This window comes from Brucella tritici (assembly GCF_902825325.1).
Taxonomy (GTDB): Bacteria; Pseudomonadota; Alphaproteobacteria; order Rhizobiales; family Rhizobiaceae; genus Brucella.
The window spans coordinates 1-20954 of sequence record NZ_CADEAR010000026.1 but is presented as its reverse complement, the minus strand read 5'-3'; the positions used below and the strand labels follow the sequence as shown (position 1 = coordinate 20954).

Sequence of the window (20954 nt, the reverse complement as noted above, 5' to 3'; positions counted from 1 at the left end):
CATTTGAGCGCGTCCCGAAAAGTGCGAAGCGGTTTTCGGATGAGATGCGCGTAAAAATGAAACGCTCTGGAGGTACGAAAAATGGTTGTCGAAGTTCTGGAAGAAGATTGTTACGACGCAAGCAGTAGCGAAAGAAGAGACAGTTACACCGATCTGTCGCCCGGACAGGTCGATAAGATGGCTTCTGATCTGAGCCCTGATCTGGCTTACGAATTAGACTGTCCTGTCCTCGTCACTGAAAGGCTGGTCCTGCGCCCGCCGCATGTCGAAGACGTGGATGCGATTTCCTATCTTGCCAATAACGCCCGCGTCTCTGATATGCTTGCTCGTATGCCGCATCCATACACGCGTGAAAATGCCGTCGATTTTGTCGAGCGCGTGCGAAAAGGCGAGATGGGCAATTGCATCTACGCCATCACGCAAGCGGAAACCGGCATCTTTATGGGCTGCTGCGGCATCCATGCGCACAAGCACGGCGAGGGGCTGGAAATCGGTTACTGGCTGGGTGAGCCCTATTGGGGCCACGGCTTTGCCACCGAGGCCGCTCATGCCCTGATTGATCTGGCTTTCCGCGCAACCGCCATCGAGCGGCTTCATGTCTCGTGCCGGGCCAGCAATGGCGGCTCGCGCCGGGTGATCCACAAGTGCGGGTTCCAGTTCAGCAGCATGGGCATGGCGGATTCGCTTGCCGCAGGCAACGTGCCGGTCGAACGCTACGTCCTTGATCGTCGCACCTGGATCGGGCTGAGAAGCTGGCAGTCATAAACAAAAGGTCCTGCGTGCCAAACCTCATAGGCCGCAGGACCAATAATAACGGGGAATGAAATGATGGATACTCACGCAATCGCACGCGAGAAGATCGTGGTGCGTGCGCTCGAAAAGGGCGATCTGCATCGTTATCGGGCTATAAGATTAAGCGCCTTGCAGCGTGCGCCAATGGCCTTCGGTTCGAGTTTCGAAGAAGAGAATGCCTATTCGGACAGCGTGTTCGCGCGTCGTCTGGAGCAGGTGGACGGCAATGTGGTTTTCGGCGCTTTCGATGGCGAAAGCCTGCTGGGAACGGCTGGCCTTTTCCGCCACGACCGCAAGTCCGAGCGCCATCGCGGCACGCTCTGGGGTGTCTATGTGGCTCCCGAAGCGCGCGGGCTGGAACTCGGCAAGACTCTCGTCAGCAAGGTCATTGATCATGCTGCAAAGCATGTCCTCGTTCTGGACGCCAAGGTGGTGGCCACGAATGAAGCCGCCAAGCGCGTCTATTATGCGCTTGGTTTCAAGACTTACGGTGTCGAACCCAAGTCACTTTATGTGCAGGGCCAGTATCTGGATCAGGAATTGATCTATATCGATTTCACCGATCCGGTCTGGAAAGACAAACTCGGGTAAAATCTGGCCTCCTCAACTGTTTGCAGGAGGCGGCTTTTGCTGTAATTGCAACACACCACATGCGGGCACAGGCTCGCATGTAACAAATTTCAGGGCGTCTGCCGCCCAAAAGCCTGCCAGAGTGCGGGCATCCAAGAAGGTTACGTTCAGATGAAGTTTCTCGATCAAGCAAAGATCTACATCCGCTCCGGCAATGGCGGTGCGGGGGCGGTTTCATTCCGCCGCGAGAAATTTCTCGAATTCGGCGGTCCTGACGGCGGTGACGGCGGACGCGGCGGCGATGTCTGGGTGGAGGCTGTAAATGGTCTCAACACGCTGATCGACTATCGCTATCAGCAGCATTTCCGGGCGAAGACCGGCATGCATGGCATGGGCCGCAACATGACAGGCGGCAAGGGCGACGACGTTATTCTCAAGGTGCCGGTCGGCACGCAGATTTTCGAGGAAGACGACGAAACGCTGATCTGCGACATTACCGAAATCGGCCAGCGCTACCGGCTGGCCAAGGGCGGCAATGGCGGCTTCGGGAATCTGCATTTCACGACCTCGACCAATCGCGCACCGCGCCGCGCCAATCCCGGACAGGACGGCATCGAACGCACTATCTGGCTGCGCCTGAAGCTGATCGCCGATGCCGGTCTGGTCGGTCTGCCCAATGCCGGAAAATCGACCTTCCTTGCAAGCGTGACAGCTGCCAAGCCGAAGATCGCCGATTATCCATTCACCACGCTGCATCCCAATCTGGGCGTTGCGCGTGTGGATGGCCGCGAATTCGTTATCGCCGATATTCCGGGCTTGATCGAAGGTGCCAGCGAAGGCGTCGGCCTTGGCGACCGTTTCCTCGGCCATGTCGAGCGCACGCGCGTTCTGCTGCATCTGGTTTCCGCGCAGGAAGAGGATGTAGCAAAGGCTTACAAGGTCATTCGCGGCGAGCTGGAAGCGTATGAGCATGGTCTGGCCGACAAGCCGGAAATCGTGGCGTTGTCGCAGATCGATACGCTTGATCCTGAAGCACGCAAGGCCAAGGTCAAGGCGCTGAAAAAGGCATGCGGGCGTGAGCCGCTGCTGCTTTCGGCTGTGAGCCATGAAGGTTTGAATGATGCTCTGCGCCAGCTTGCAAGCGTCATCGACCAGAGCCGCGCCGCAGAGGCCGGTACGGCGGAAGCCGAAGAGTAAGCGTCGGATTTTATTTGGGCGCGCATCTTGTCCGAAAGCCGTTTCACACTTTTCGGGATGCGCTTTGGGTGCGGCGAGGGGAATGAAGCATGCTGAAGAAACTGAAAGACTATCGCCGCATCGTTGTCAAAATCGGGTCCGCCCTTCTGGTGGATCGCGCAACCGGGCTGAAGCGCGACTGGCTGGAAAGCCTCGGGCAGGATATTGCCGCTCTTCATCACGCAGGCGTCGAAGTGCTGGTGGTCTCATCAGGCGCAATCGCGCTCGGACGCACGGTTCTGGGACTGCCAAAGAAGGCGCTTAAGCTTGAGGAAAGTCAGGCGGCTGCCGCCGCAGGCCAGATCGCGCTCGCCAAGGCCTATGCCGATGTGCTCGGCGGTCATTCCATCCGTTCAGGCCAGATTCTCGTCACGCTTTCCGATACCGAGGAGCGCCGCCGCTATCTCAATGCGCGCGCGACCATCGAGACGCTGTTGAAGCTGAAGGCTGTGCCGGTTATCAATGAGAACGATACGGTGGCGACCACCGAAATCCGCTATGGTGACAATGATCGTCTGGCCGCACGTGTGGCGACCATGATGGGCGCGGACCTGCTGGTCCTGCTGTCGGATATTGACGGGCTTTATACGGCTCCGCCGCACAAGAACCCGGATGCCGCGTTTCTGCCGCTGGTCGAAACCATCACCCCGCAGATCGAGGCCATGGCCGGAGCGGCAGCGTCGGAACTGTCGCGCGGCGGCATGAAGACCAAACTCGACGCAGGCAAGATCGCCAATGCGGCAGGAACCGCGATGATTATCACATCGGGTACACGTTTTGGCCCGCTTTCGGCAATCGATCGCGGGGAGCGCGCAACGCTGTTTGAACCGGCGCGTGCGCCGGTCAATGCCTGGAAAACCTGGATTTCCGGCAATCTCGAGCCGGCTGGCCGTTTGACGGTGGATGCCGGTGCGGCCAAAGCGCTGAAATCCGGCAAGTCGCTTTTGCCTGCGGGTGTGAAGGAAATCGACGGCCAGTTCGAGCGCGGCGATACGGTTGCTGTGATGAACGAGGACGGGCGCGAAATCGCGCGCGGACTGATCGCTTACGATGCCGAAGACGCGCGCAAGATCGCAGGCCATAAAAGCGATGAGATCAGTGAGATTCTTGGCTATGATGCGCGCGCGGCGATGATCCATCGCAATGATCTGGTTGTGCGCGCTGCCAGCAATACGGAAGTCGCATAGGGGAGATGGGATGCTGACCAAGGCAGAAACGGCAAACGACATTGCTGCAGTGATGGCGGAAGTGGGCCGCAAGGCACGCGTTGCCGCAGCCCCTCTTGCCATTGCCACCACTGAACAGAAGAACAAGGCGCTGATTGCCGCCGCCGATGCGATGCTTGAAGCGCGTGGCGACATTCTTGAAGCCAACAGGCTTGACCTGGCCAATGCGGAAAAGAACGGCATGGCAGCCTCTTTCGTTGATCGGCTGACGCTTGATGACGGCCGGATCAATGCAATTGCTGACGGTATTCGCGCCATCGCCGCCCTGCCTGATCCGGTGAGTGAAGTGATTGCCGAATGGGATCGTCCGAATGGCCTCCATATCGAGCGCGTGCGCACGCCGCTCGGTGTGATCGGCGTCATTTATGAAAGCCGTCCCAATGTGACTGCGGATGCCGGTGCGCTGTGCCTGAAGGCTGGCAATGCCGTCATTCTGCGCGGCGGGTCGGATTCGGCGCATTCGTCGGCTGCCATTCACAAGGCGCTGGTCAGGGGGCTTGAAGCCGCCAACCTGCCTGCCGATGCGATCCAGATCGTGCCGGTGACCGACCGTGCCGCTGTTGGCGAAATGCTGAAAGGTCTGGACGGTGCGATTGACGTGATCGTGCCGCGCGGCGGGAAAAGCCTTGTTGCGCGCGTTCAGTCGGAAGCGCGGGTGCCGGTCTTCGCGCATCTGGAAGGCATCTGCCATCTTTATATCGACAAATCCGCCGATCTGGACATGGCCCGCAAGATTGCAGTCGATGCCAAGATGCGGCGCACCGGCATTTGCGGCGCGGCGGAAACGCTTCTGGTGGATCGCGCTGTTGCCGCGACCCATCTGGCGCCGGTCCTCGAAGATTTGTCCGCCAAAGGCTGTGAAATTCGCGGAAGCGCGGAGGTCCTGGCATTCTATCCGGGGGCAAAACCTGCCACGGAAGAGGACTGGTCGACCGAATATCTCGATGCGATCATTTCCGTTGCGCTGGTTGACGGTATTGCGGGCGCAATTGAACACATCAACCGCTATTCCTCGCACCATACAGAAGCGGTTGTGGCGCAAGATGCGGAAGCGGTTGCACGTTTCTTCAACGAGATCGACTCAGCCATCCTTCTGCACAATGCCTCGACGCAATTTGCCGATGGCGGCGAATTCGGCATGGGGGCGGAAATCGGCATCGCCACCGGCAAGATGCATGCGCGTGGACCGGTTGGCGTGGAGCAGCTCACCTCGTTCAAATATCGTGTGCGCGGTGACGGGCAGATTCGTGGTTAGATTTGGCATGATCTTATTCGATCGAAGCGGGAGCAGAAATCAGTCCGGCGGACTGATTTCCCCGCGTAGGCGGTTCCCACTTTTCGGGATCATCCCCTGATGAAATTCGGCTTCGGGCTTTCCGCATTGAAGGAGCAATATCCCGGTGTCGATGCACATTATCTGCGCATGCCTTATGTCGAGAAGGGTATGGCGGTCGGGCTGTTCGGCGGCTCGTTCAACCCGCCGCATGGCGGGCATGCGCTGGTCGCGGAAATTGCCATCCGGCGACTGAAGCTCGACCAGCTCTGGTGGATGGTGACGCCCGGCAATCCGCTGAAGGATAGTCGCGAACTGGCGCCGCTTGCCGACCGGTTGAAGCTGAGCGAGGAAATTGCATCCGACCCGCGCATCAAGGTGACGGCGCTCGAAGCAGCCTTCAATGTGCGCTATACGGCGGATACGCTGGCGCTCATTCGTGATGCCAATCCCGGCGTCCATTTTGTCTGGGTGATGGGCGCGGACAATCTTGCCTCCTTCCACCGCTGGCAGCGCTGGCGCGAGATTGCGCAGAATTTTCCGATTGCAGTCATCGATCGACCGGGCTCGACGCTCGCCTATCTGTCGTCACGCATGGCGCAGACTTTCTCCGACAGCCGCGTGGATGAACAATATGCGCCGACGCTGGCGCGGCGCACGCCTCCGGCCTGGACCTTCATCCATGGACCGCGTTCGTCGCTTTCCTCCAGCGCCATTCGTAAATCCCGTACTTGATCTTGATGTTTTCGTGACGATTTCGACAAGATATATGCAAAACCGGCGAATAAACTGAAAAAGTGAACGGGCAGGAAAAGCCGATACTCTTGAAACAAAACAGGGACTCTGCCTATTTTAGGGAGTGTGGTGCTTATAACTGCCACACTGCGTTGTTCTGCTGAGAAAGGGAATACACTGAGAACAGCAATTGAGAAGAAGGCTCATCACGCGCCTTCAACGGTCAGGATGGACGAGTCCAATCTCGTGTCCCAGACCTTCGACGCGGCCTTGGCCAGTCTCGAAAACTCCAAGGCGGAATCCATCATCCCCATCGACATTCGCGGAAGATCAACGATCGGCGATTATATGATCGTCGCGTCGGGCCGTTCGCATCGCCATGTGACGGCGGTTGCCGACCATCTCCTGCAGGCCCTGCGTGAAGCAGGCTGCAAGGATATACGGGTCGAAGGTCTCGAGAGTGGCGACTGGGTTCTCATCGACACCGGCGATATCATCGTCCATGTCTTCCGACCGGAAGTCCGTGACTTCTACAATCTCGAGAAGATCTGGCTCGACGAGGGTTTCGACGCGTTCGATACCGAACGTGCGCCGGGGTTAGTGCACTAATTCGATGAATTGAGAGCGTCATGCGTGTGAGTGTTTTTGCCGTGGGCCGGATGAAAGCCGGCCCCGAACGGGAGTTGGTCGAGCGTTATTTCGACCGATTTTCGAAAGCTGGACCGCCATTGGGGCTTGAATTCGCCGGTGTGAGCGAAATTCCCGAAAGCCGGGGCCAGACGGCAGAGTTGCGCAAGGCCGAAGAGGCAGGGCGCATCCATGAAGCTCTTGACAATGCCAGTTCCGGGGGCGCTGCCCTGATCCTGCTGGACGAGCGCGGCAAGGCGCTCGGATCGGAAGCTTTTGCGGATCGCATCGGGCGGATGCGTGACGACGGCAAGCGCCAGCTCATCGTCGCGATCGGTGGGCCGGACGGCCACGATCCGGCATTGCGATCACGCGCCGACCTGGTTCTGGCGCTGGGCGAATTGACCTGGCCGCATCAGATCGCCCGCATCCTGATTGCCGAACAGCTCTATCGCGCCGCCACCATTCTGGCGGGCCATCCCTATCATCGTTCGTGATTGTCTTTTATCGGGAAGGTCCTAACTCAAATAGGTCTATCTTTCCTGCGTGTAGTTTTCTGATTCCGGGTGAAGGTATTTTTTACTCTTCTTGATAGCAGGAGATATGGAACAAGCAGCAAGGATGCTGAATTCGTTATAAAAGAGCGCCCTGTCGGCTGGCTGCTTTCAAGTGAAAAATGGTAGGATAGCTCATTTAAATTCGCTGTTGCAATATTAAGAATTGCTACTTTAATTATAAAGAATGCAATAAAGCATCCCTTTGTCTTTTCATCGTGTTTTATCATTAAGTATATGGAAAATGCACCCAAAATGACAAGTGTTGCCTGTAATATCAGGACAAAAATTATAGATGATCCCAATAGCTTATGGTTGTGATATATTTTATCAATCACCTCGTGATCAAGTGCATTTAATGTATAAAATATATCAAGTGAAATGAATATTGTTGAGGATATTAAGGCTGCAATTGGAATTAGAAAAAATCCGCCAATTCCAATTGGTTCTTTTTTAAATAAATCTGTAAACATTATTCTATGGAACCTAATTATCAGCTTGATCTCAATTGGTGATGGTGTCGCGTATCTTTTGATATAGCTTTTGGATCATCGATAGTCAGCATTTTCTCTACGGTTATTAACGTGCCGGCACTATTCTGGCGGACCATCCCTATCACCGTTCGTAACGTTGTTCATTGCCTTGACAATAGGCTGAAATCTTAGGATTGCTCCCGGCATGAAATGCATTTGATTGGGCATAATGCATTGTTTTATTAGAATAAACTAATGTGCTTGGGGGAAAATTGAACAGGCCTACCGTTATAACGCTATCGACCATTCCGCCGCGTTTTGATCTTTTGAAGCCGACTCTTTTGTCGCTTCTGTCGCAAAGACTGAAAGCCGAGGAAATCCGCCTTTATATACCGCACAAGTACAGGCGGTTTCCCGATTGGGATGGACGCCTGCCCGAAGTGCCTGCCGGTATCACAATTGTCCGCTGCGAGGAAGATCTCGGACCTGCGACCAAGGTTTTGCCAGCCGCCCGCGATCTCAAGGGGCGGGACGTGGATATTCTGTTCTGCGACGACGACAAGATTTACGACGCCAATTGGCACCAGCGTTTCAAGGCGGAAGCCGCGCGCAAACCGGGCCATTGCATTATCGAGGTCGGGGAAACATTTCCTGATATTGCCGATGCGGGCAGGCCCGCCGACCGGCTTCCACGCAGCCGCTGGAAGCCCAAGGACTATAAATACAGAATGAAGCGCGTTGCTTCCCTGTTTCTGCACAAGCCGGACCGCAGCATGCCCGGCTATGCCGACCAGATTTCCGGTTTTGCCGGGGTTCTCGTCCATCCGGAATGGTTCGACGAACTGTTCTACGATATTCCCGACATCATGTGGACCGTGGACGATCCCTGGATTTCCGGCCATCTTGAAAGACGCGGGATTCCGATCTGGGTGATCGGCCAAAACTGCCGCCGTGCCGAAGGCAAGGCGAGCGGGGTGAGTGCTCTTCTGAACCATGTCGAGGACGGGCAGGACCGCGTGCATGCGGATCTGCTGGTGATCGACTATTTCCGGCAGCACTACGGCATCTGGGAAAAGACCGAAAAGCTCGACGAAAAGGCGACCCTTCGCACGACATCAATGCGCGAAATGATGCGGCGCAGAAAAGCAGAACTCGGTTTGATCGATTCGTGAAGCGACCAAGCGACGCTGAAGCCGCTTCACATCTTCAGTTTAGGCAGGAAATCAGTCCAGTGGATTGATTTCCTGCAAGGGCATTTCATACTTTGTGCAGGAAATGCTCTATCTGTTTGTTTTTGCGCATGTCTTTATCTCGAAACCGGTTCCCGCTTTCGTAGGACGTGCTCTAATTCCGGTTTCCAAGCGCGAGACGGCAGGCCAGTCCGGTGAAAACGGATGCAAGAAGGAATTGTGGCAGTCGGGGAAGCCGGTTCATCGCGGAGAGGCGGTCACGAACATGGCTTCCCGCAACAATGACGGTTCCGTTGACCAGAAAGCCGATTATGTTCAGGACGGTTGCCAGCAGGATCATTTGAAGGAGCACCGACTTGCCGGCGGGATCAACGAACTGCGGAAAAAGCGCCAGAACGAACAGCGCCATTTTGGGGTTGAGCAGATTTGTCGCGAGACCTTCGGTAAAAATCCTTTTGCCTGACAGTTTTTGCAACGGTGCCAATGAGGAGACCTTGGCACCTTTTGACCGGATTGTCTTATAGGCCAGATAGAGCAGATAGGCGCAGCCAGCCCACCGAACGATTTCATAGGCAATGGGCACGGACAGAAACAGTTTTGACAGGCCAAGCCCAGCGGCAATGGCGTGGCAGTAGGTACCGGCTGCGATGCCCGCATAGGTTTGAAAGCCAGCAGACCGCCCCTGACTGACACTGCGGGAGGCGATGAGAAGCATGTCCGGCCCCGGCGTAGCGGTCAGCACCAGCGAGGCGGCGGCAAAGAGCATGAGGATGGAAAATTCCGGCATGGGAGTTCCTTTTGGAAGTAAAGCCGGGATTCCTCTTTATCATAACCTCGACCAATAACAACTGGCACCCGCTCCATGATTATGGTTGATGGTTCGTTAACGGGTTCGGGCTAGTTTCGGCTCTGAATTTGGCCTTGTTTCGTCCTGATAGAACACGCATGAGTCCTGTACGCCTTTTCAAAAGACCACGATTGCCTGCTTTCGCGCAGGCTGGCCTCGTTTTGGCTGGCGTGTTTGCGTGCGCGCCGTCGGTTCTTGCGCAGGAAGCCTTGCAGCAACAGCGCGATCAGGCGGCAAGCGAATATGAGAAGCTTAGTAGCGAACTCACCGTCACCGGCGACAAGCTGAAACAGCTTGAAGACGAGGTGGCCGGGCTCAAGAAGGACCAGGCCACCATTACCGCAGCGTTGATCCAGTCGGCCAAGACCGACAAGAAGCTGCAGCAGGATATTGCCGACATTGCCGATAAGCTGGTTTCGCTGCGCGAGCAGGAAGACGGCATTCGCTCATCGTTGCGCACACGGCGCGGAGTGTTGGCGGAGGTGCTGGCCGCCTTGCAGCGCATGGGGCTGAACCCGCCGCCCGCCATTCTGGTGCGGCCGGACGATGCTCTGGCTTCAGTGCGCAGCGCCGTGCTTCTGGGCGCTGTCGTGCCTGAAATGCGCAGCCAAGTGGAAGAACTGACCGGCGACCTGAAGGATATGCAGCGGGTCACCGCTTCCATCACCGAAGAACAGGAAAAGCTGAAGACGACGCGCACGGTTCAGGCCGAAGAGCAGAAACGGCAATCACTTCTTCTTGAGGAGAAGAAGAAACTGCAGTCGCAATCGGAACAGGAAATCGACGCGCAGCGCGCACGTTCGGAAGAACTGGCGGCCAAGGCAGGCAGCCTGAAAGATCTTATCGACGGGCTCGACAAGCAGATGGCAGGCGTGCGCGATGCAGCTGAAGCGGCTCGCAAGGCCGAGGCGGATCGCCTTGCTGCAGCAAGGGAAAAGGCCGGGGAATCGACGCCGGACGACACGCATCTGCGAGCCCATATCGATTTTGCCTCGCTGCAGGGCAAGCTTGCCCTGCCTGCGGCTGGCAAGACAATGCGCCGGTTCGGCGACAAGGATGGCGTCGGCGGCAGCATGATGGGGCAGGTTGTCGAAACCTTGCCTTCTGCCACGATTACGTCACCTTCCGATGGCGTGATACTTTACGCAGGCACATTTCGTTCTTACGGGCAGCTCTTGATACTCGACGCGGGCAATGGATATCATGTCGTCATGGCAGGCATGGGTCGAATCGACGTATCGCAAGGCCAATTTGTACTTGCAGGAGAGCCGGTCGGCGCAATGGGAGAAAAACTTCTGGCAAGTGTTGCGCCGATAGAGGTGGGCAATGGCGCGCCATTGCTTTACATTGAATTTCGAAAGGATGGAAAACCCGTCGATCCCGCCCCGTGGTGGACCGAACGGCTTTCTGGAAGGACGTGAAAATGATACGTAAACTATCGCTGCTGTTCGCCGGGGCCCTTCTGGGGGCGTCAGCCATGGTGATGGTCCAGGGCGCGCCGGCTTCCACCGCTTTTGCGGCAGGGAAAGATAGCGATGTCTACAAGGAACTGGCCCTTTTCGGCGATATTTTCGAACGGGTGCGCGCGCAATATGTGACGCCGCCGGACGACAAGAAGCTGACCGAAAGCGCGATCAACGGCATGTTGACCTCGCTAGATCCCCATTCCTCCTACCTCAACCCGGAAGCCGCGCAGGACATGCGCGTGCAGACCAAGGGTGAGTTTGGCGGTCTCGGCATCGAAGTGACGATGGACAACGATCTCGTGAAGGTCATTGCGCCGATTGACGATACACCTGCTTCCAAGGCTGGCGTGCTGGCAGGCGATCTCATCACCAAGATCGACGGGCAGGAAGTTCGCGGGCTGACGCTGACCGATGCGGTCGACAAGATGCGCGGTGAAATCGGTTCGCCTATCGAACTGACCATCCAGCGCCAGGGCGTCGACAAGCCGATCACTCTGACGATCGCGCGCGCCGTCATCAAGGTGAAGGCCGTTCGCTATCGCGTCGAGAATGACATCGGTTATCTGCGCGTCATCTCGTTCACCGAACAGACATCCGAAGACCTCAAGAAGGCGATCAAGGATATTCAGGACAAGATTCCTGCCGACAAGCTCAAGGGCTTTGTGCTGGATCTTCGCCTCAATCCGGGCGGTCTGCTCGATCAGGCTGTAGCCGTCTCCGATGCCTTCCTCGACAAGGGTGAAGTCGTCTCGACCCGTGGCCGCGATCCGCAGGATGTGACCCGCTTCGATGCGCGCAAGGGTGACCTGGCCGATGGCAAGCCGGTTATCGTTCTGATCAATGGCGGTTCGGCCAGCGCGTCGGAAATCGTTGCCGGTGCGCTTCAGGATCATCGCCGCGCCACTGTGCTCGGCACGCAGTCCTTCGGCAAGGGTTCGGTGCAGACGATCATTCCGCTTGGCGAAAACGGTTCGCTGCGTCTGACGACGGCGCTTTATTACACGCCATCCGGCAAGTCGATCCAGGGCAAGGGCATCACGCCTGATATCAAGGTCGACCAGCCTTTGCCGCCTGAACTGAAGGGTGAGGACGTCGTTCGCGGGGAATCCGAACTCAAGGGCCACATCAAGGGCAATGCCGAAGATGACAATGGCTCCGGTTCGTCGGCTTATGTGCCGGCTGATCCGAAGGATGATATCCAGCTCAACGAAGCCTTCAAGCTCCTGCGTGGCGAGGTGGCCAATGCCGCATTCCCGCCGGACCCGAAGAAGGGCGTGTTGAACTGATCGCTCCATGCTGGATCTGAACAGCCCGTTAGGACTGGATAAGAAACCGCAAAAGCGCGGGGGCTCACGCTCCCGCGCTTTTCGTTCGTTCATGACAGGCCTCGTCATTTTAGGCGGACTTTGTCTTGCCGGTGGCGCCGTGTTCGCCATCTGGCAGAGCAATCAGGCGGCTTTTCGCAAAACCGAAACCGCGGCCGCGGAACCGACGCAAGTTGAAGCGCCAGTCGCCAACAAGACTGAAGCGAAGCCTGTAACCGGCAATACGCCGCCGCCCGGCAGTGCGCTGCGCGGGGCAAGCGGACAGCCGGGGCCTGCTATCATCAAGGTCACGCCGGACATGCCACCCGGTATGCCAGGTGCCACCACCGGCATGGCGGAAGGCAATGTGGTCGTGGTGCAGAATACGCATCAATCCGGGCAGGATAAGCGTGTCGCCCATCTGCCGGAACAGGCGCTGGTCGAGCAAAGCCCCACCGGCCCGCTGCCGGTGCGCGGGGCGGACGGTTTGCGCCCGATGGATGCCTATGCGGCGGGATGGTCTGGCGCGCGCGGCGCGCGGATTGCACTTGTCATCGGCGGACTTGGGCTGTCACAGACTGGCAGCATGGAGGCGGTCGACAAGCTTCCGCCGGAAGTCACGCTCGGATTTGCGCCGCAGGGCAACAGTTTACAGCGCTGGATGCAGGCGGCCCGGCAAAACGGTCATGAACTTGTGCTGCAATTGCCGATGGAGCCTTTCGACTATCCGCGCGTCAACCCCGGTCGCAATACGCTGACGGTGGATGATGGAGCTGGCAAGAATCAGGCTTCCTTGCTGTGGGCGCTTTCGCGGATGACGAACTATGCCGGTGTGATGAATTATATGGGTGCGCGTTTTACATCCGAGACGGAAGCCTTTTCGCCGGTGCTGGGCGAGATCGGAAAGCGCGGCCTTTATTATCTCGATGACGGCACCTCGGCGCGCAGCCAGGCCGACCGGATTGCGGGAAGCGATACGGTGCCTTTCGCGGCGGCAGATATTCTGATCGATGCAGCGCAGGAGCGCGGCGCGATCCTCGATCGTCTCGATGAGCTGGAGCGGACCGCGCGCGCTAACGGCAGCGCCATAGGCACCGGCTCGGCCTTTGCGGTGACCGTCGATGCCGTTTCCGAATGGGCCAATGAGGTCAAGAAGCGCGGCATTGAAATCGTGCCGGTTTCGGCGCTGGTCCGCGATCCTGAACGGCAGTAGAGTATTTCCAGTTTGAACTGAATCGTTGGAAATACTCTATCTCTTTGTTTTTACGCATTATCCTACACAAAACCGCTTCGCACTTTTGCTGGAAATGCTATAAGTTTGCATATCATGGAGAATGTCATGTCGAAGCACAAAGGTCCTGTCGATCCTGAAAGCTTGCCTTACCGCCCCTGTGTCGGACTTATGGTGCTCAACAAGACCGGTCTGGTCTGGGCTGGCCGTCGTATCGTCATTCCCGGCGACGAGATGGACGGCGCGACCCAGCTCTGGCAGATGCCGCAGGGCGGTATCGATAAGGGCGAGGAGCCGCCCGAGGCCGCTATCCGCGAACTTTACGAGGAAACCGGCATGAAGTCGGTATCACTGCTCGAAGAAGCGTCGGACTGGATCAATTACGACCTGCCGCCGCATCTGGTCGGCCAGGCGCTCAAGGGCAAGTATCGCGGCCAGACGCAGAAGTGGTTTGCCTATCGTTTCGAGGGCGACGAGAGCGAAATCGCCATCAATCCGCCGCCCGGCGGACACACCGCCGAGTTCGACCGCTGGGAATGGAAGCCGATGGTCGAGCTGCCGGAACTGATCGTTCCCTTCAAGCGCAAGGTCTACGAGGAAGTCGTCGCTGCTTTCCGGCATCTGGTAGCCTGATTTAACGGGGGAGGCGCTGGCACCCCCTTGTGCCGCTGCCCAACATATAGTCAACTCGCTTCAGGCGCACCGGACGGTTGCGTTTTGAGAGGGAGAAAAACGCATGGATGTTGGAAGTCTTCTCGTATTTCTTTTCGTCGGTCTTATCGCTGGCTGGCTGGCTGGCAAGGTCGTGCAGGGTGGCGGTTTCGGCCTGATCGGCAATATCATCGTGGGCGTGATCGGCGCATTCTTTGCAGGCTGGTTGCTGCCGCGTCTCGGATTTTCAGTCGGTGGAGGGATTGTCGCCGCGATCGTCAACGCCTTTATCGGCGCGGCCATCCTCCTGATTATCCTGCGCATCGTCAAACGCGCCTGACTTGTAAATATTCTTCTGAAAAGGCCCGGCTTCCTGCAAGCCGGGTTTCTTCATTTCGAAGTTCAATCCCATGACACCGAATTCCAAACTTTCGCTCGGTCTGGTTCTGACCGCATCGGCTGGTTTCGTCGATGCGATTGCTTTCCTGCAACTGGGCGGTTTCTTTGCATCCTTCATGAGCGGCAACACCACGCAGCTTGGCACGGCGCTGGCCGGACAGCCCGGCCCGCAGGGGCTGGTCCTGGTCTGGTTTCCCGCGATCCTGATCGTGCTGTTCTTTTCAGGCGCCTTCTTCGGCACGCTTGCAGTGCGGGCCTACGGACGCTGGGGCAGTCTCTATGTGATGGCGAGCGTGGTGGCGATCCTGCTGCTGGTCGGCGTGCTGCGGCGCGAGGGTGCATTGCTGGTCCAGCCGGTGCTGCTGCTTGCCGCAGCCATGGGCGCGCAAAATGCTGCGGTGCAGCCTATCGGGGCTGCGCGTCTCGGCGTGACCTATGTGACCGGAACGCTCTTCAATGCTGCCGCCGACCTTGCCTGTTCGTTGCGTGGTGAGACGCCGAAATGGCGCTGGATGCAGCATGTGGCGGTCTGGCTGTCCCTGATGCTGGGCGCCGTCGGCGGCGGTCTCGGCCACTATTTCATCGGCCTTGACGCCTTGTTCGTTCCGGCTGCGATGATCGTCGGCGTCATGGTCGCCTATATGCGGCTCAATTGATTTAGCTGAAAAGCGATTTTTCGTTTTCCACCAGTTCGGAAATCAGAGCCGATATGGCGGTGACGCGCCGCAATGTGCGGGCGGATTCATGATAGGCGAGCCAATAGGCACGGCGGATAACCCGATCCGGCAAAATGGGCACGAGATCGGGATCGGCGCGGGCGATGAAGGCGTGCAATATGCCGATGCCTGCACCAGCTCGCACGGCCTCGACCTGCCCAAGCGCGCTCGACACTTCGAAGGCCGGTTTCCAATCGCGGCTGATTTCCGGCGCATAGGCCAGCGACGGGTTGATGACGAGATCCTCGACATAGCCGATCAGCCGGTGCCGGGCGAGTTCGTCAGTGTTTTCCGGCGTGCCGTTCGCTTCCAGATAGCTGCGATGCGCATAGAGACCGAGCGTATAATCGACGAGTCTGCGCGCAATCAGCCTGCCTTGTTCCGGACGTTCGACCGTAATCGCGATATCGGCTTCGCGTCGTGACAACGAAAACGAGCGCGGCACTGGAACAAGCTGGATGGTCAGGTCTGGATATTTCTGTGTCAGCCGCGCCAGCCGGGGCGCCAGGAAATTCACGCCGAACCCGTCCGGTGCGCCGATGCGCACCGTGCCGGATACCGCAATATCCGCATTGCCGACATGCGAGCGGGCAGAAAGCATTTCGGCTTCCATGCGCTCGGCGGCAAGCAGAAACTCCTCGCCCGCCTGTGTCAGCGTCGAGCCATTGGTGCGGCGGGTCAAAAGCGTGGTGGACAGAGCCGTTTCAAGCGCGGTCAGCCGCCGGGCAACCGTGGTGTGGTTCAGGCCGAGCCTTTTGGCCGCGCCCAAAATCTGGCCAGAGCGGGCAACAGCGAGGAATATGCGAATATCGTCCCAGTTCATGATGCTCTCTATCCATGCATGATCTTGCCCGAAACCCGCCCCCACACTTTTCGGGATCATGGTCTTTTGCTTGAACATGATCTTATCCGAAAACCGTTTCACACTTTTCGGGATCATGTTTCCATTACTATAAAATTTGCACAACGGATACGCTTTTCCGTGTCTTGCAATCAGGAATTTGCAGAGTCAAGATGGTGTCAACGGTGGGAGCCGTGTGGCTCCTCAAAGCGATCATCAGGGAGGTTCTTCGATGCGCAATATCGGACATTTCATCGGCGGCAAGCATGTGGCAGGCAAGAGCGGCCGCACGGCGGACGTCTTCCAGCCGCTCGACGGCTCGGTGCAGGGCAAGGTGGCGCTGGCCACCAAGGAAGAAGTGCGTGCGGCTGTCGAAAACGCCAAGGCCGCACAACCAGCATGGGCAGCGACCAACCCGCAGCGCCGTGTTCGTATCCTGCGCAAGTTCATCGAACTGGTTGAAGCCGAATATGACAGCCTGGCCGAACTGCTGGCCCGCGAACACGGCAAGACCATTGCCGACGCCAAGGGCGACATCCAGCGCGGCCTCGAAGTGGTGGAAGTCTGCCTTGGTGCGGCTCACATGCTGAAAGGCGAGTTCACCGACAATGCCGGTACGAACATCGACACCTATTCGATGCGCCAGCCGCTCGGCGTTGTTGCAGGCATCACGCCGTTCAACTTCCCGGCCATGATCCCGCTCTGGAAGGCCGGTCCGGCGATTGCTTGCGGCAATGCCTTCATCCTGAAGCCGTCCGAACGCGATCCGGGCGTACCGATGCGCCTTGCCGAACTGTTCATGGAAGCCGGCCTTCCGGCAGGCATCTTCAATGTGGTCAATGGCGACAAGGATTCGGTCGATGCACTGCTCGATGATCCGGATGTGCAGGCCATCGGCTTCGTCGGCTCCACGCCGATTGCCCAGTATATCTATGGTCGCGGCTGCTCGAACGGCAAGCGCGTGCAGTGCTTCGGCGGCGCCAAGAACCATATGCTCATCATGCCCGATGCCGACATGGACCAGACCGTCGATGCGCTGATCGGCGCGGGCTACGGTTCGGCTGGCGAACGCTGCATGGCGATCTCGGTTGCCGTCCCGGTCGGTGAAGACACCGCCAATCGCCTGATGGAAAAGCTCATTCCACGTGTTGAATCGCTGAAGATCGGCACCTCCACCGACAATTCCGCCGATTACGGCCCGCTGGTCACCAAGGCTGCACTTGATCGCGTGCGCGGCTATGTGGATCTCGGTGTTGAAGAAGGCGCGAAGCTGGTCGTCGATGGCCGTAACTTCAAGATGCAGGGCTATGAAGATGGCTTCTACATGGGTGGCTGCCTGTTCGACAACGTGACCAAGGACATGCGCATCTACAAGGAAGAAATCTTCGGTCCGGTTCTTTCGGTCGTACGTGCCAAGAACTACGAGGAAGCGCTGGCTCTGCCGAACGATCATGAATATGGCAATGGCGTTGCCATCTTCACCCGTGACGGTGATGCGGCCCGCGATTTCGCCAGCCGCGTGCAGGTCGGCATGGTCGGTATCAATGTGCCGATCCCTGTTCCGATTGCTTACTACACCTTCGGCGGCTGGAAGGCTTCCGGCTTCGGCGATCTCAACCAGCACGGCCCGGATGCATTCCGCTTCTACACCAAGACCAAGACAGTCACCTCGCGCTGGCCGTCTGGTGTGAAAGACGGTGCGGAATTCGTCATCCCGACGATGAAGTAATAGACAGCCTTACTGTCCCCCAAGCGAAACCCCGCCCTTGTGGCGGGGTTTTTGTTTCAGGGATGTGGCAACGGAAATCCGTGCCGCTCTGCAAGGGCCGCCAAAATCTTGTGCGGGTCGCTGATCAGCGAACGCTCTTCATGCCTCCCGGTCTCGAACGGGGAGCGGTCACCATTCTTTAATATGAGCAAGGGCAGGTTTTGGTTGTCTTCGCCTGCCAGCTCTATGACGGCCTTGCGCGGACGCTGCCAGTCGACGCGCTCTATATCCAGCTGGTCTCCCAGTGCCGGAAAAGAAGCCAGAACACCCTCGATGAGAGCGCAATGCCAGCAATAGAAAAGCTGGTCGGGATAAGCCGGATCTTCAAAACCCGGTTTCAAGAGAAAAAGCTTGTCCTTACTCATGCCGTTTGTCCCGAGGCTGGAGCGAATTGCAAAAAGGATGATGCGTGGCGCAAAATCGCCAGCTTTAGAATAGATTTCCAAGTCAGACGCCCACAACAGACGTATAGCTTGATCTCGATTGTAAGAGCCTGTTCCAAAAGTCGCCATGCCGGTCTGCAAATGGCAATTTCCTGCGTTCCGGTGCCCATGTACGTTAAGTACATTGCGCTCCGGTACTCGAAAATCACCATTTTCGCCACGGCCTGCCGCTTTTTGATTCAGGCTCCAAGAGGTCAACTTTTTCGCATCGCGCCCTAGCTTACAATTCTATCGTCTTCTTCTCTGTTTCAGGAGTTCCGTTCATGAGCGAAAAGATCAATCGCCGTATCGTGCTGGCATCGCGCCCGGAAGGCCGGCCGACCGCAGAAAACTTCCGGTTGGAGGAAGCGGCGATCCCGAGCCCCGGTGACGGCGAGGTTCTCCTGAGACTGCGCTATCTGTCACTCGATCCCTATATGCGCGGGCGTATGAGCGCGGCCAAATCCTATGCCGCACCGGTAGCAATCGGCGACGTGATGGAGGGCGGCACGGTAGGCGAAGTCGTTGAAAGCAGGAGCGCGGGCTTTGCTCCGGGCGACTTCGTGCTTTCCTATTCCGGCTGGCAGGACTATGCGATCGCCGATGTCTCGACCTTGCGCAAGCTCGACCCGAAGGAAGCCCCTGTAACGACGGCGCTTGGCGTTCTCGGCATGCCGGGCTTTACCGCCTATTCCGGCCTGCTCACCATAGGCCAGCCGAAACCGGGCGAGACCGTCGTGGTTGCGGCGGCAACCGGTCCGGTCGGTTCTGCCGTCGGGCAGATTGCCCGGATGAAGGGCGCTCGCGCGGTCGGTATTGCGGGCGGAGCGGATAAATGCAAGGCGTTGATCGGTGAATTCGGTTTCGATGTGGCGATTGACCACCACAGCAAAAATTTCGCACAGGAACTGGCGCAGGCTTGCCCGAAGGGTATCGATGTTTATTTCGAGAATGTCGGCGGCAAGGTCTTCGAGGCGGTGTTTCCACTGTTGAACCAGTTTGCGCGTATGCCGGTCTGTGGCCTGATTGCGCAGTATAATCAGAGCGGGCCGTTCGACGGACCTGACCGCCTACCATTGGTAATGCGGGATATTCTATCGAAAAGCCTGACCATTCGCGGTTTTATCCAGCGTGATTTTGCCGATCAGAGGCCAGCATTTTACCATGACATGGTGAAGTGGATTGCCGACGGGCAGGTGCGTTATCGCGAAGACATTGTCGAAGGGCTTGAGAATGCGCCGGATGCCTTCATTTCTCTGCTGGAAGGCGGCAATTTCGGAAAGCTCATCATAAAGCTAGCCTGAACTCGCAATATTCTGCTTGCAGAACGGTCCTTTGGGCGTGATGCTGTGCCTGTCAATTTTATTCGACAGGCAGGCAGAGCATGGGCGAGCGCCAGCAGGCGGGCATAGGGGAAGGCGGCGGGCCGGGGCGCGAGCGCCAGGAAGAGGCCCGGCGTATTCTCGACCGGCTCGAACGCGAGCAGACCGGTGCCGAAGGCATTGTGCGGCGCGGGTTTTCCCGCACTGCGCATCATCTGGCTGCCGCCGACGCCCCCGAAAATGATCCCATCGAGCTTTGGGCCACGCGTGTCGGGCGCGGGCTCGGCTTCCTCATCACGCTGGCGATCATCGTCTGGCTCATTTTCTATCTCATGCAAAGCTAGGTACCCAATGACGCTTTCTGCGCCTTCGGATGCGACAACCGTTATTGTCATCTCAAGCCATGTCGTGCGCGGATCGGTCGGCAATCGCGCCGCCGTTTTCGCTTTGGAAACGCTGGGTTTTCCCGTATGGGCCGTGCCGACCGTGGTGCTGCCATGGCATCCGGGTCATGGGGTTCCAGGTGCTCCGGCCGGACGCATCGTGCCACCGGCGGAAGAGTTTTCGCGCCTGATGCAGGATCTTCAGCGCGCGCCGTGGCTTGGCGAGGTGGGTGCTGTCCTGACCGGCTATCTCGGCCATCCCGAGCAGGCGGCGGCCGTTGCCGAACTGGTCAAAGCAGTAAAGGTGAAAAATCCGGGGGCGGTCTATCTGTGCGATCCGGTCATCGGCGATGAAAAGGGGCTTTATGTGCCCGAAGCGACTGCCATGGGCATTCGCGACAAGCTTCTGCCGCTCGCTGATATCGCAACACCCAATCGCTTCGAGCTTTCCTGGCTGACCGGCGTGCCGCTGGAAGACAATAATGCCTTGATGGAAGCCGCGCTGGAGGCGGGACCGGCAACCATGCTGGTCACTTCGGCCTTTCCGCTGATGAACGGCAGTATCGGCAATATTCTGCTCACGCCGACCATGGCGCTGATGGCCGAACATCGCCGTGTCGATGGGCCGACCAACGGTCTCGGCGATCTGACCTCTGCCGTGTTTCTGGCGCGTCGCCTGTCCGGCATGGCGGAGGAAAAGATGCTGCAAAGCACGACTGCGGCAGTGTTCGAGATCATGGCGCGTTCGGCAAAGCGCGGGGCGGATGAGCTTATGCTGGAGGCCGATGCATCGAGCCTCGCCACGCCGATGGCCATGGTGCAGACGCGGCGGCTGATGCATCCGACCAAGGGGTGTTGTCACGTTAACTGGGCTACAGTTGCCTGCCTGACGGTTTGGGCGTAAATTTTGGCGATGCAGACATCAGAT

The 20954-nt window shown here is 57.9% G+C and carries 23 protein-coding genes and 1 pseudogene; 20 read left to right on the top strand and 4 right to left on the bottom strand.

From position 1 onward, the window contains the following. The first annotated feature begins 81 nt into the window (after window positions 1-81). The 8 genes from HWX93_RS20860 to rlmH all read left to right on the top strand — a co-directional run bounded on the left by HWX93_RS20860 (window position 82) and on the right by rlmH (window position 6956). The gene (locus HWX93_RS20860; RefSeq protein ID WP_176038588.1) at window positions 82-765 is read left to right on the top strand and encodes a GNAT family N-acetyltransferase; all 684 of its coding nucleotides are present in this window, start codon (window positions 82-84) and stop codon (window positions 763-765) included. Window positions 766-825: 60 nt separating this feature from the next. Further along, on the top strand, window positions 826-1383 hold the full coding sequence (locus tag HWX93_RS20855) for a GNAT family N-acetyltransferase (RefSeq protein ID WP_176038587.1): 558 nt from the start codon (window positions 826-828) through the stop codon (window positions 1381-1383). Window positions 1384-1533: 150 nt separating this feature from the next. Then, complete coding sequence (gene obgE / locus HWX93_RS20850) at window positions 1534-2559, top strand: GTPase ObgE (protein ID WP_176038586.1); 1026 nt, start codon at window positions 1534-1536, stop codon at window positions 2557-2559. A gap of 89 nt (window positions 2560-2648) precedes the next feature. Continuing rightward, window positions 2649-3785 carry a glutamate 5-kinase gene (gene proB, locus HWX93_RS20845; protein WP_109988940.1) on the top strand — a complete coding sequence of 379 codons (1137 nt, stop codon included), beginning with the start codon at window positions 2649-2651 and terminating at the stop codon, window positions 3783-3785. Between the two features lie 10 nt (window positions 3786-3795). Beyond that, window positions 3796-5079 (top strand): glutamate-5-semialdehyde dehydrogenase, encoded by a 1284-nt coding sequence (locus tag HWX93_RS20840; protein ID WP_176038585.1) that lies wholly within the window; start codon window positions 3796-3798, stop codon window positions 5077-5079. 99 nt (window positions 5080-5178) lie between these two features. Next, window positions 5179-5832, top strand: coding sequence for a nicotinate-nucleotide adenylyltransferase (locus tag HWX93_RS20835; RefSeq protein WP_176038584.1), 654 nt, complete (start codon window positions 5179-5181; stop codon window positions 5830-5832). Between the two features lie 228 nt (window positions 5833-6060). Next, a complete protein-coding gene (gene rsfS / locus HWX93_RS20830; RefSeq protein WP_010661513.1) occupies window positions 6061-6441 on the top strand; it encodes a ribosome silencing factor in 381 nt (126 codons plus the stop codon). Window positions 6442-6461: 20 nt separating this feature from the next. After that, on the top strand, window positions 6462-6956 hold the full coding sequence (gene rlmH / locus HWX93_RS20825; RefSeq protein WP_109988943.1) for a 23S rRNA (pseudouridine(1915)-N(3))-methyltransferase RlmH: 495 nt from the start codon (window positions 6462-6464) through the stop codon (window positions 6954-6956). A gap of 26 nt (window positions 6957-6982) precedes the next feature. On the opposite strand, the gene HWX93_RS20820 is transcribed toward rlmH, so the two are convergent. Further along, the gene (locus HWX93_RS20820) at window positions 6983-7486 is read right to left on the bottom strand and encodes a DUF2569 family protein (protein WP_176038583.1); all 504 of its coding nucleotides are present in this window, start codon (window positions 7484-7486) and stop codon (window positions 6983-6985) included. Between the two features lie 272 nt (window positions 7487-7758). Between HWX93_RS20820 and HWX93_RS20815 the strand changes: the two genes are divergently transcribed. Beyond that, window positions 7759-8658 (top strand): glycosyltransferase family 2 protein, encoded by a 900-nt coding sequence (locus HWX93_RS20815; protein ID WP_176038582.1) that lies wholly within the window; start codon window positions 7759-7761, stop codon window positions 8656-8658. A gap of 172 nt (window positions 8659-8830) precedes the next feature. Here the strand turns inward: HWX93_RS20815 and HWX93_RS20810 are convergent, their stop codons facing one another. After that, the gene (locus HWX93_RS20810; RefSeq protein WP_109988946.1) at window positions 8831-9463 is read right to left on the bottom strand and encodes a LysE family translocator; all 633 of its coding nucleotides are present in this window, start codon (window positions 9461-9463) and stop codon (window positions 8831-8833) included. Between the two features lie 158 nt (window positions 9464-9621). Between HWX93_RS20810 and HWX93_RS20805 the strand changes: the two genes are divergently transcribed. The 6 genes from HWX93_RS20805 to HWX93_RS20780 all read left to right on the top strand — a co-directional run bounded on the left by HWX93_RS20805 (window position 9622) and on the right by HWX93_RS20780 (window position 15230). Further along, on the top strand, window positions 9622-10944 hold the full coding sequence (locus HWX93_RS20805) for a murein hydrolase activator EnvC family protein (RefSeq protein ID WP_176038581.1): 1323 nt from the start codon (window positions 9622-9624) through the stop codon (window positions 10942-10944). Between the two features lie 2 nt (window positions 10945-10946). After that, a complete protein-coding gene (locus tag HWX93_RS20800; protein ID WP_176038580.1) occupies window positions 10947-12275 on the top strand; it encodes a S41 family peptidase in 1329 nt (442 codons plus the stop codon). Between the two features lie 7 nt (window positions 12276-12282). Then, on the top strand, window positions 12283-13506 hold the full coding sequence (locus tag HWX93_RS20795; RefSeq protein WP_176038579.1) for a divergent polysaccharide deacetylase family protein: 1224 nt from the start codon (window positions 12283-12285) through the stop codon (window positions 13504-13506). A 126-nt stretch (window positions 13507-13632) separates the two neighbouring features. Then, complete coding sequence (locus HWX93_RS20790; RefSeq protein ID WP_176038578.1) at window positions 13633-14157, top strand: RNA pyrophosphohydrolase; 525 nt, start codon at window positions 13633-13635, stop codon at window positions 14155-14157. A 103-nt stretch (window positions 14158-14260) separates the two neighbouring features. Next, on the top strand, window positions 14261-14515 hold the full coding sequence (locus tag HWX93_RS20785; RefSeq protein WP_176038577.1) for a GlsB/YeaQ/YmgE family stress response membrane protein: 255 nt from the start codon (window positions 14261-14263) through the stop codon (window positions 14513-14515). Window positions 14516-14585: 70 nt separating this feature from the next. Further along, window positions 14586-15230 (top strand): YoaK family protein, encoded by a 645-nt coding sequence (locus tag HWX93_RS20780; RefSeq protein WP_109988951.1) that lies wholly within the window; start codon window positions 14586-14588, stop codon window positions 15228-15230. Window position 15231: 1 nt separating this feature from the next. Here the strand turns inward: HWX93_RS20780 and HWX93_RS20775 are convergent, their stop codons facing one another. Then, complete coding sequence (locus HWX93_RS20775; protein WP_176038594.1) at window positions 15232-16113, bottom strand: LysR family transcriptional regulator; 882 nt, start codon at window positions 16111-16113, stop codon at window positions 15232-15234. Window positions 16114-16363: 250 nt separating this feature from the next. Between HWX93_RS20775 and HWX93_RS20770 the strand changes: the two genes are divergently transcribed. Further along, window positions 16364-17860, top strand: a complete 1497-nt coding sequence (locus HWX93_RS20770; RefSeq protein WP_176038576.1) for a CoA-acylating methylmalonate-semialdehyde dehydrogenase — start codon at window positions 16364-16366, stop codon at window positions 17858-17860. 56 nt (window positions 17861-17916) lie between these two features. Here the strand turns inward: HWX93_RS20770 and HWX93_RS20765 are convergent, their stop codons facing one another. Beyond that, entirely contained in the window at window positions 17917-18264 is a 348-nt protein-coding gene (locus HWX93_RS20765) for a DUF3088 domain-containing protein (RefSeq protein WP_176038593.1), read from the bottom strand. A gap of 159 nt (window positions 18265-18423) precedes the next feature. Between HWX93_RS20765 and HWX93_RS20760 the strand changes: the two are divergent. The 4 genes and pseudogenes from HWX93_RS20760 to pdxY all read left to right on the top strand — a co-directional run. Further along, window positions 18424-18534, top strand: a pseudogene (locus HWX93_RS20760) (flagellar basal body P-ring protein FlgI); the annotation flags it as partial. Window positions 18535-18605: 71 nt separating this feature from the next. Continuing rightward, complete coding sequence (locus HWX93_RS20755; protein ID WP_176038575.1) at window positions 18606-19625, top strand: NADP-dependent oxidoreductase; 1020 nt, start codon at window positions 18606-18608, stop codon at window positions 19623-19625. Window positions 19626-19705: 80 nt separating this feature from the next. After that, window positions 19706-19987 (top strand): hypothetical protein, encoded by a 282-nt coding sequence (locus HWX93_RS20750; RefSeq protein WP_061347943.1) that lies wholly within the window; start codon window positions 19706-19708, stop codon window positions 19985-19987. 7 nt (window positions 19988-19994) lie between these two features. Further along, window positions 19995-20930: a pyridoxal kinase PdxY gene (pdxY, locus tag HWX93_RS20745; RefSeq protein ID WP_176038574.1), complete on the top strand. Its 936-nt coding sequence runs from the start codon at window positions 19995-19997 to the stop codon at window positions 20928-20930. The last annotated feature ends 24 nt before the right edge of the window (window positions 20931-20954 follow it).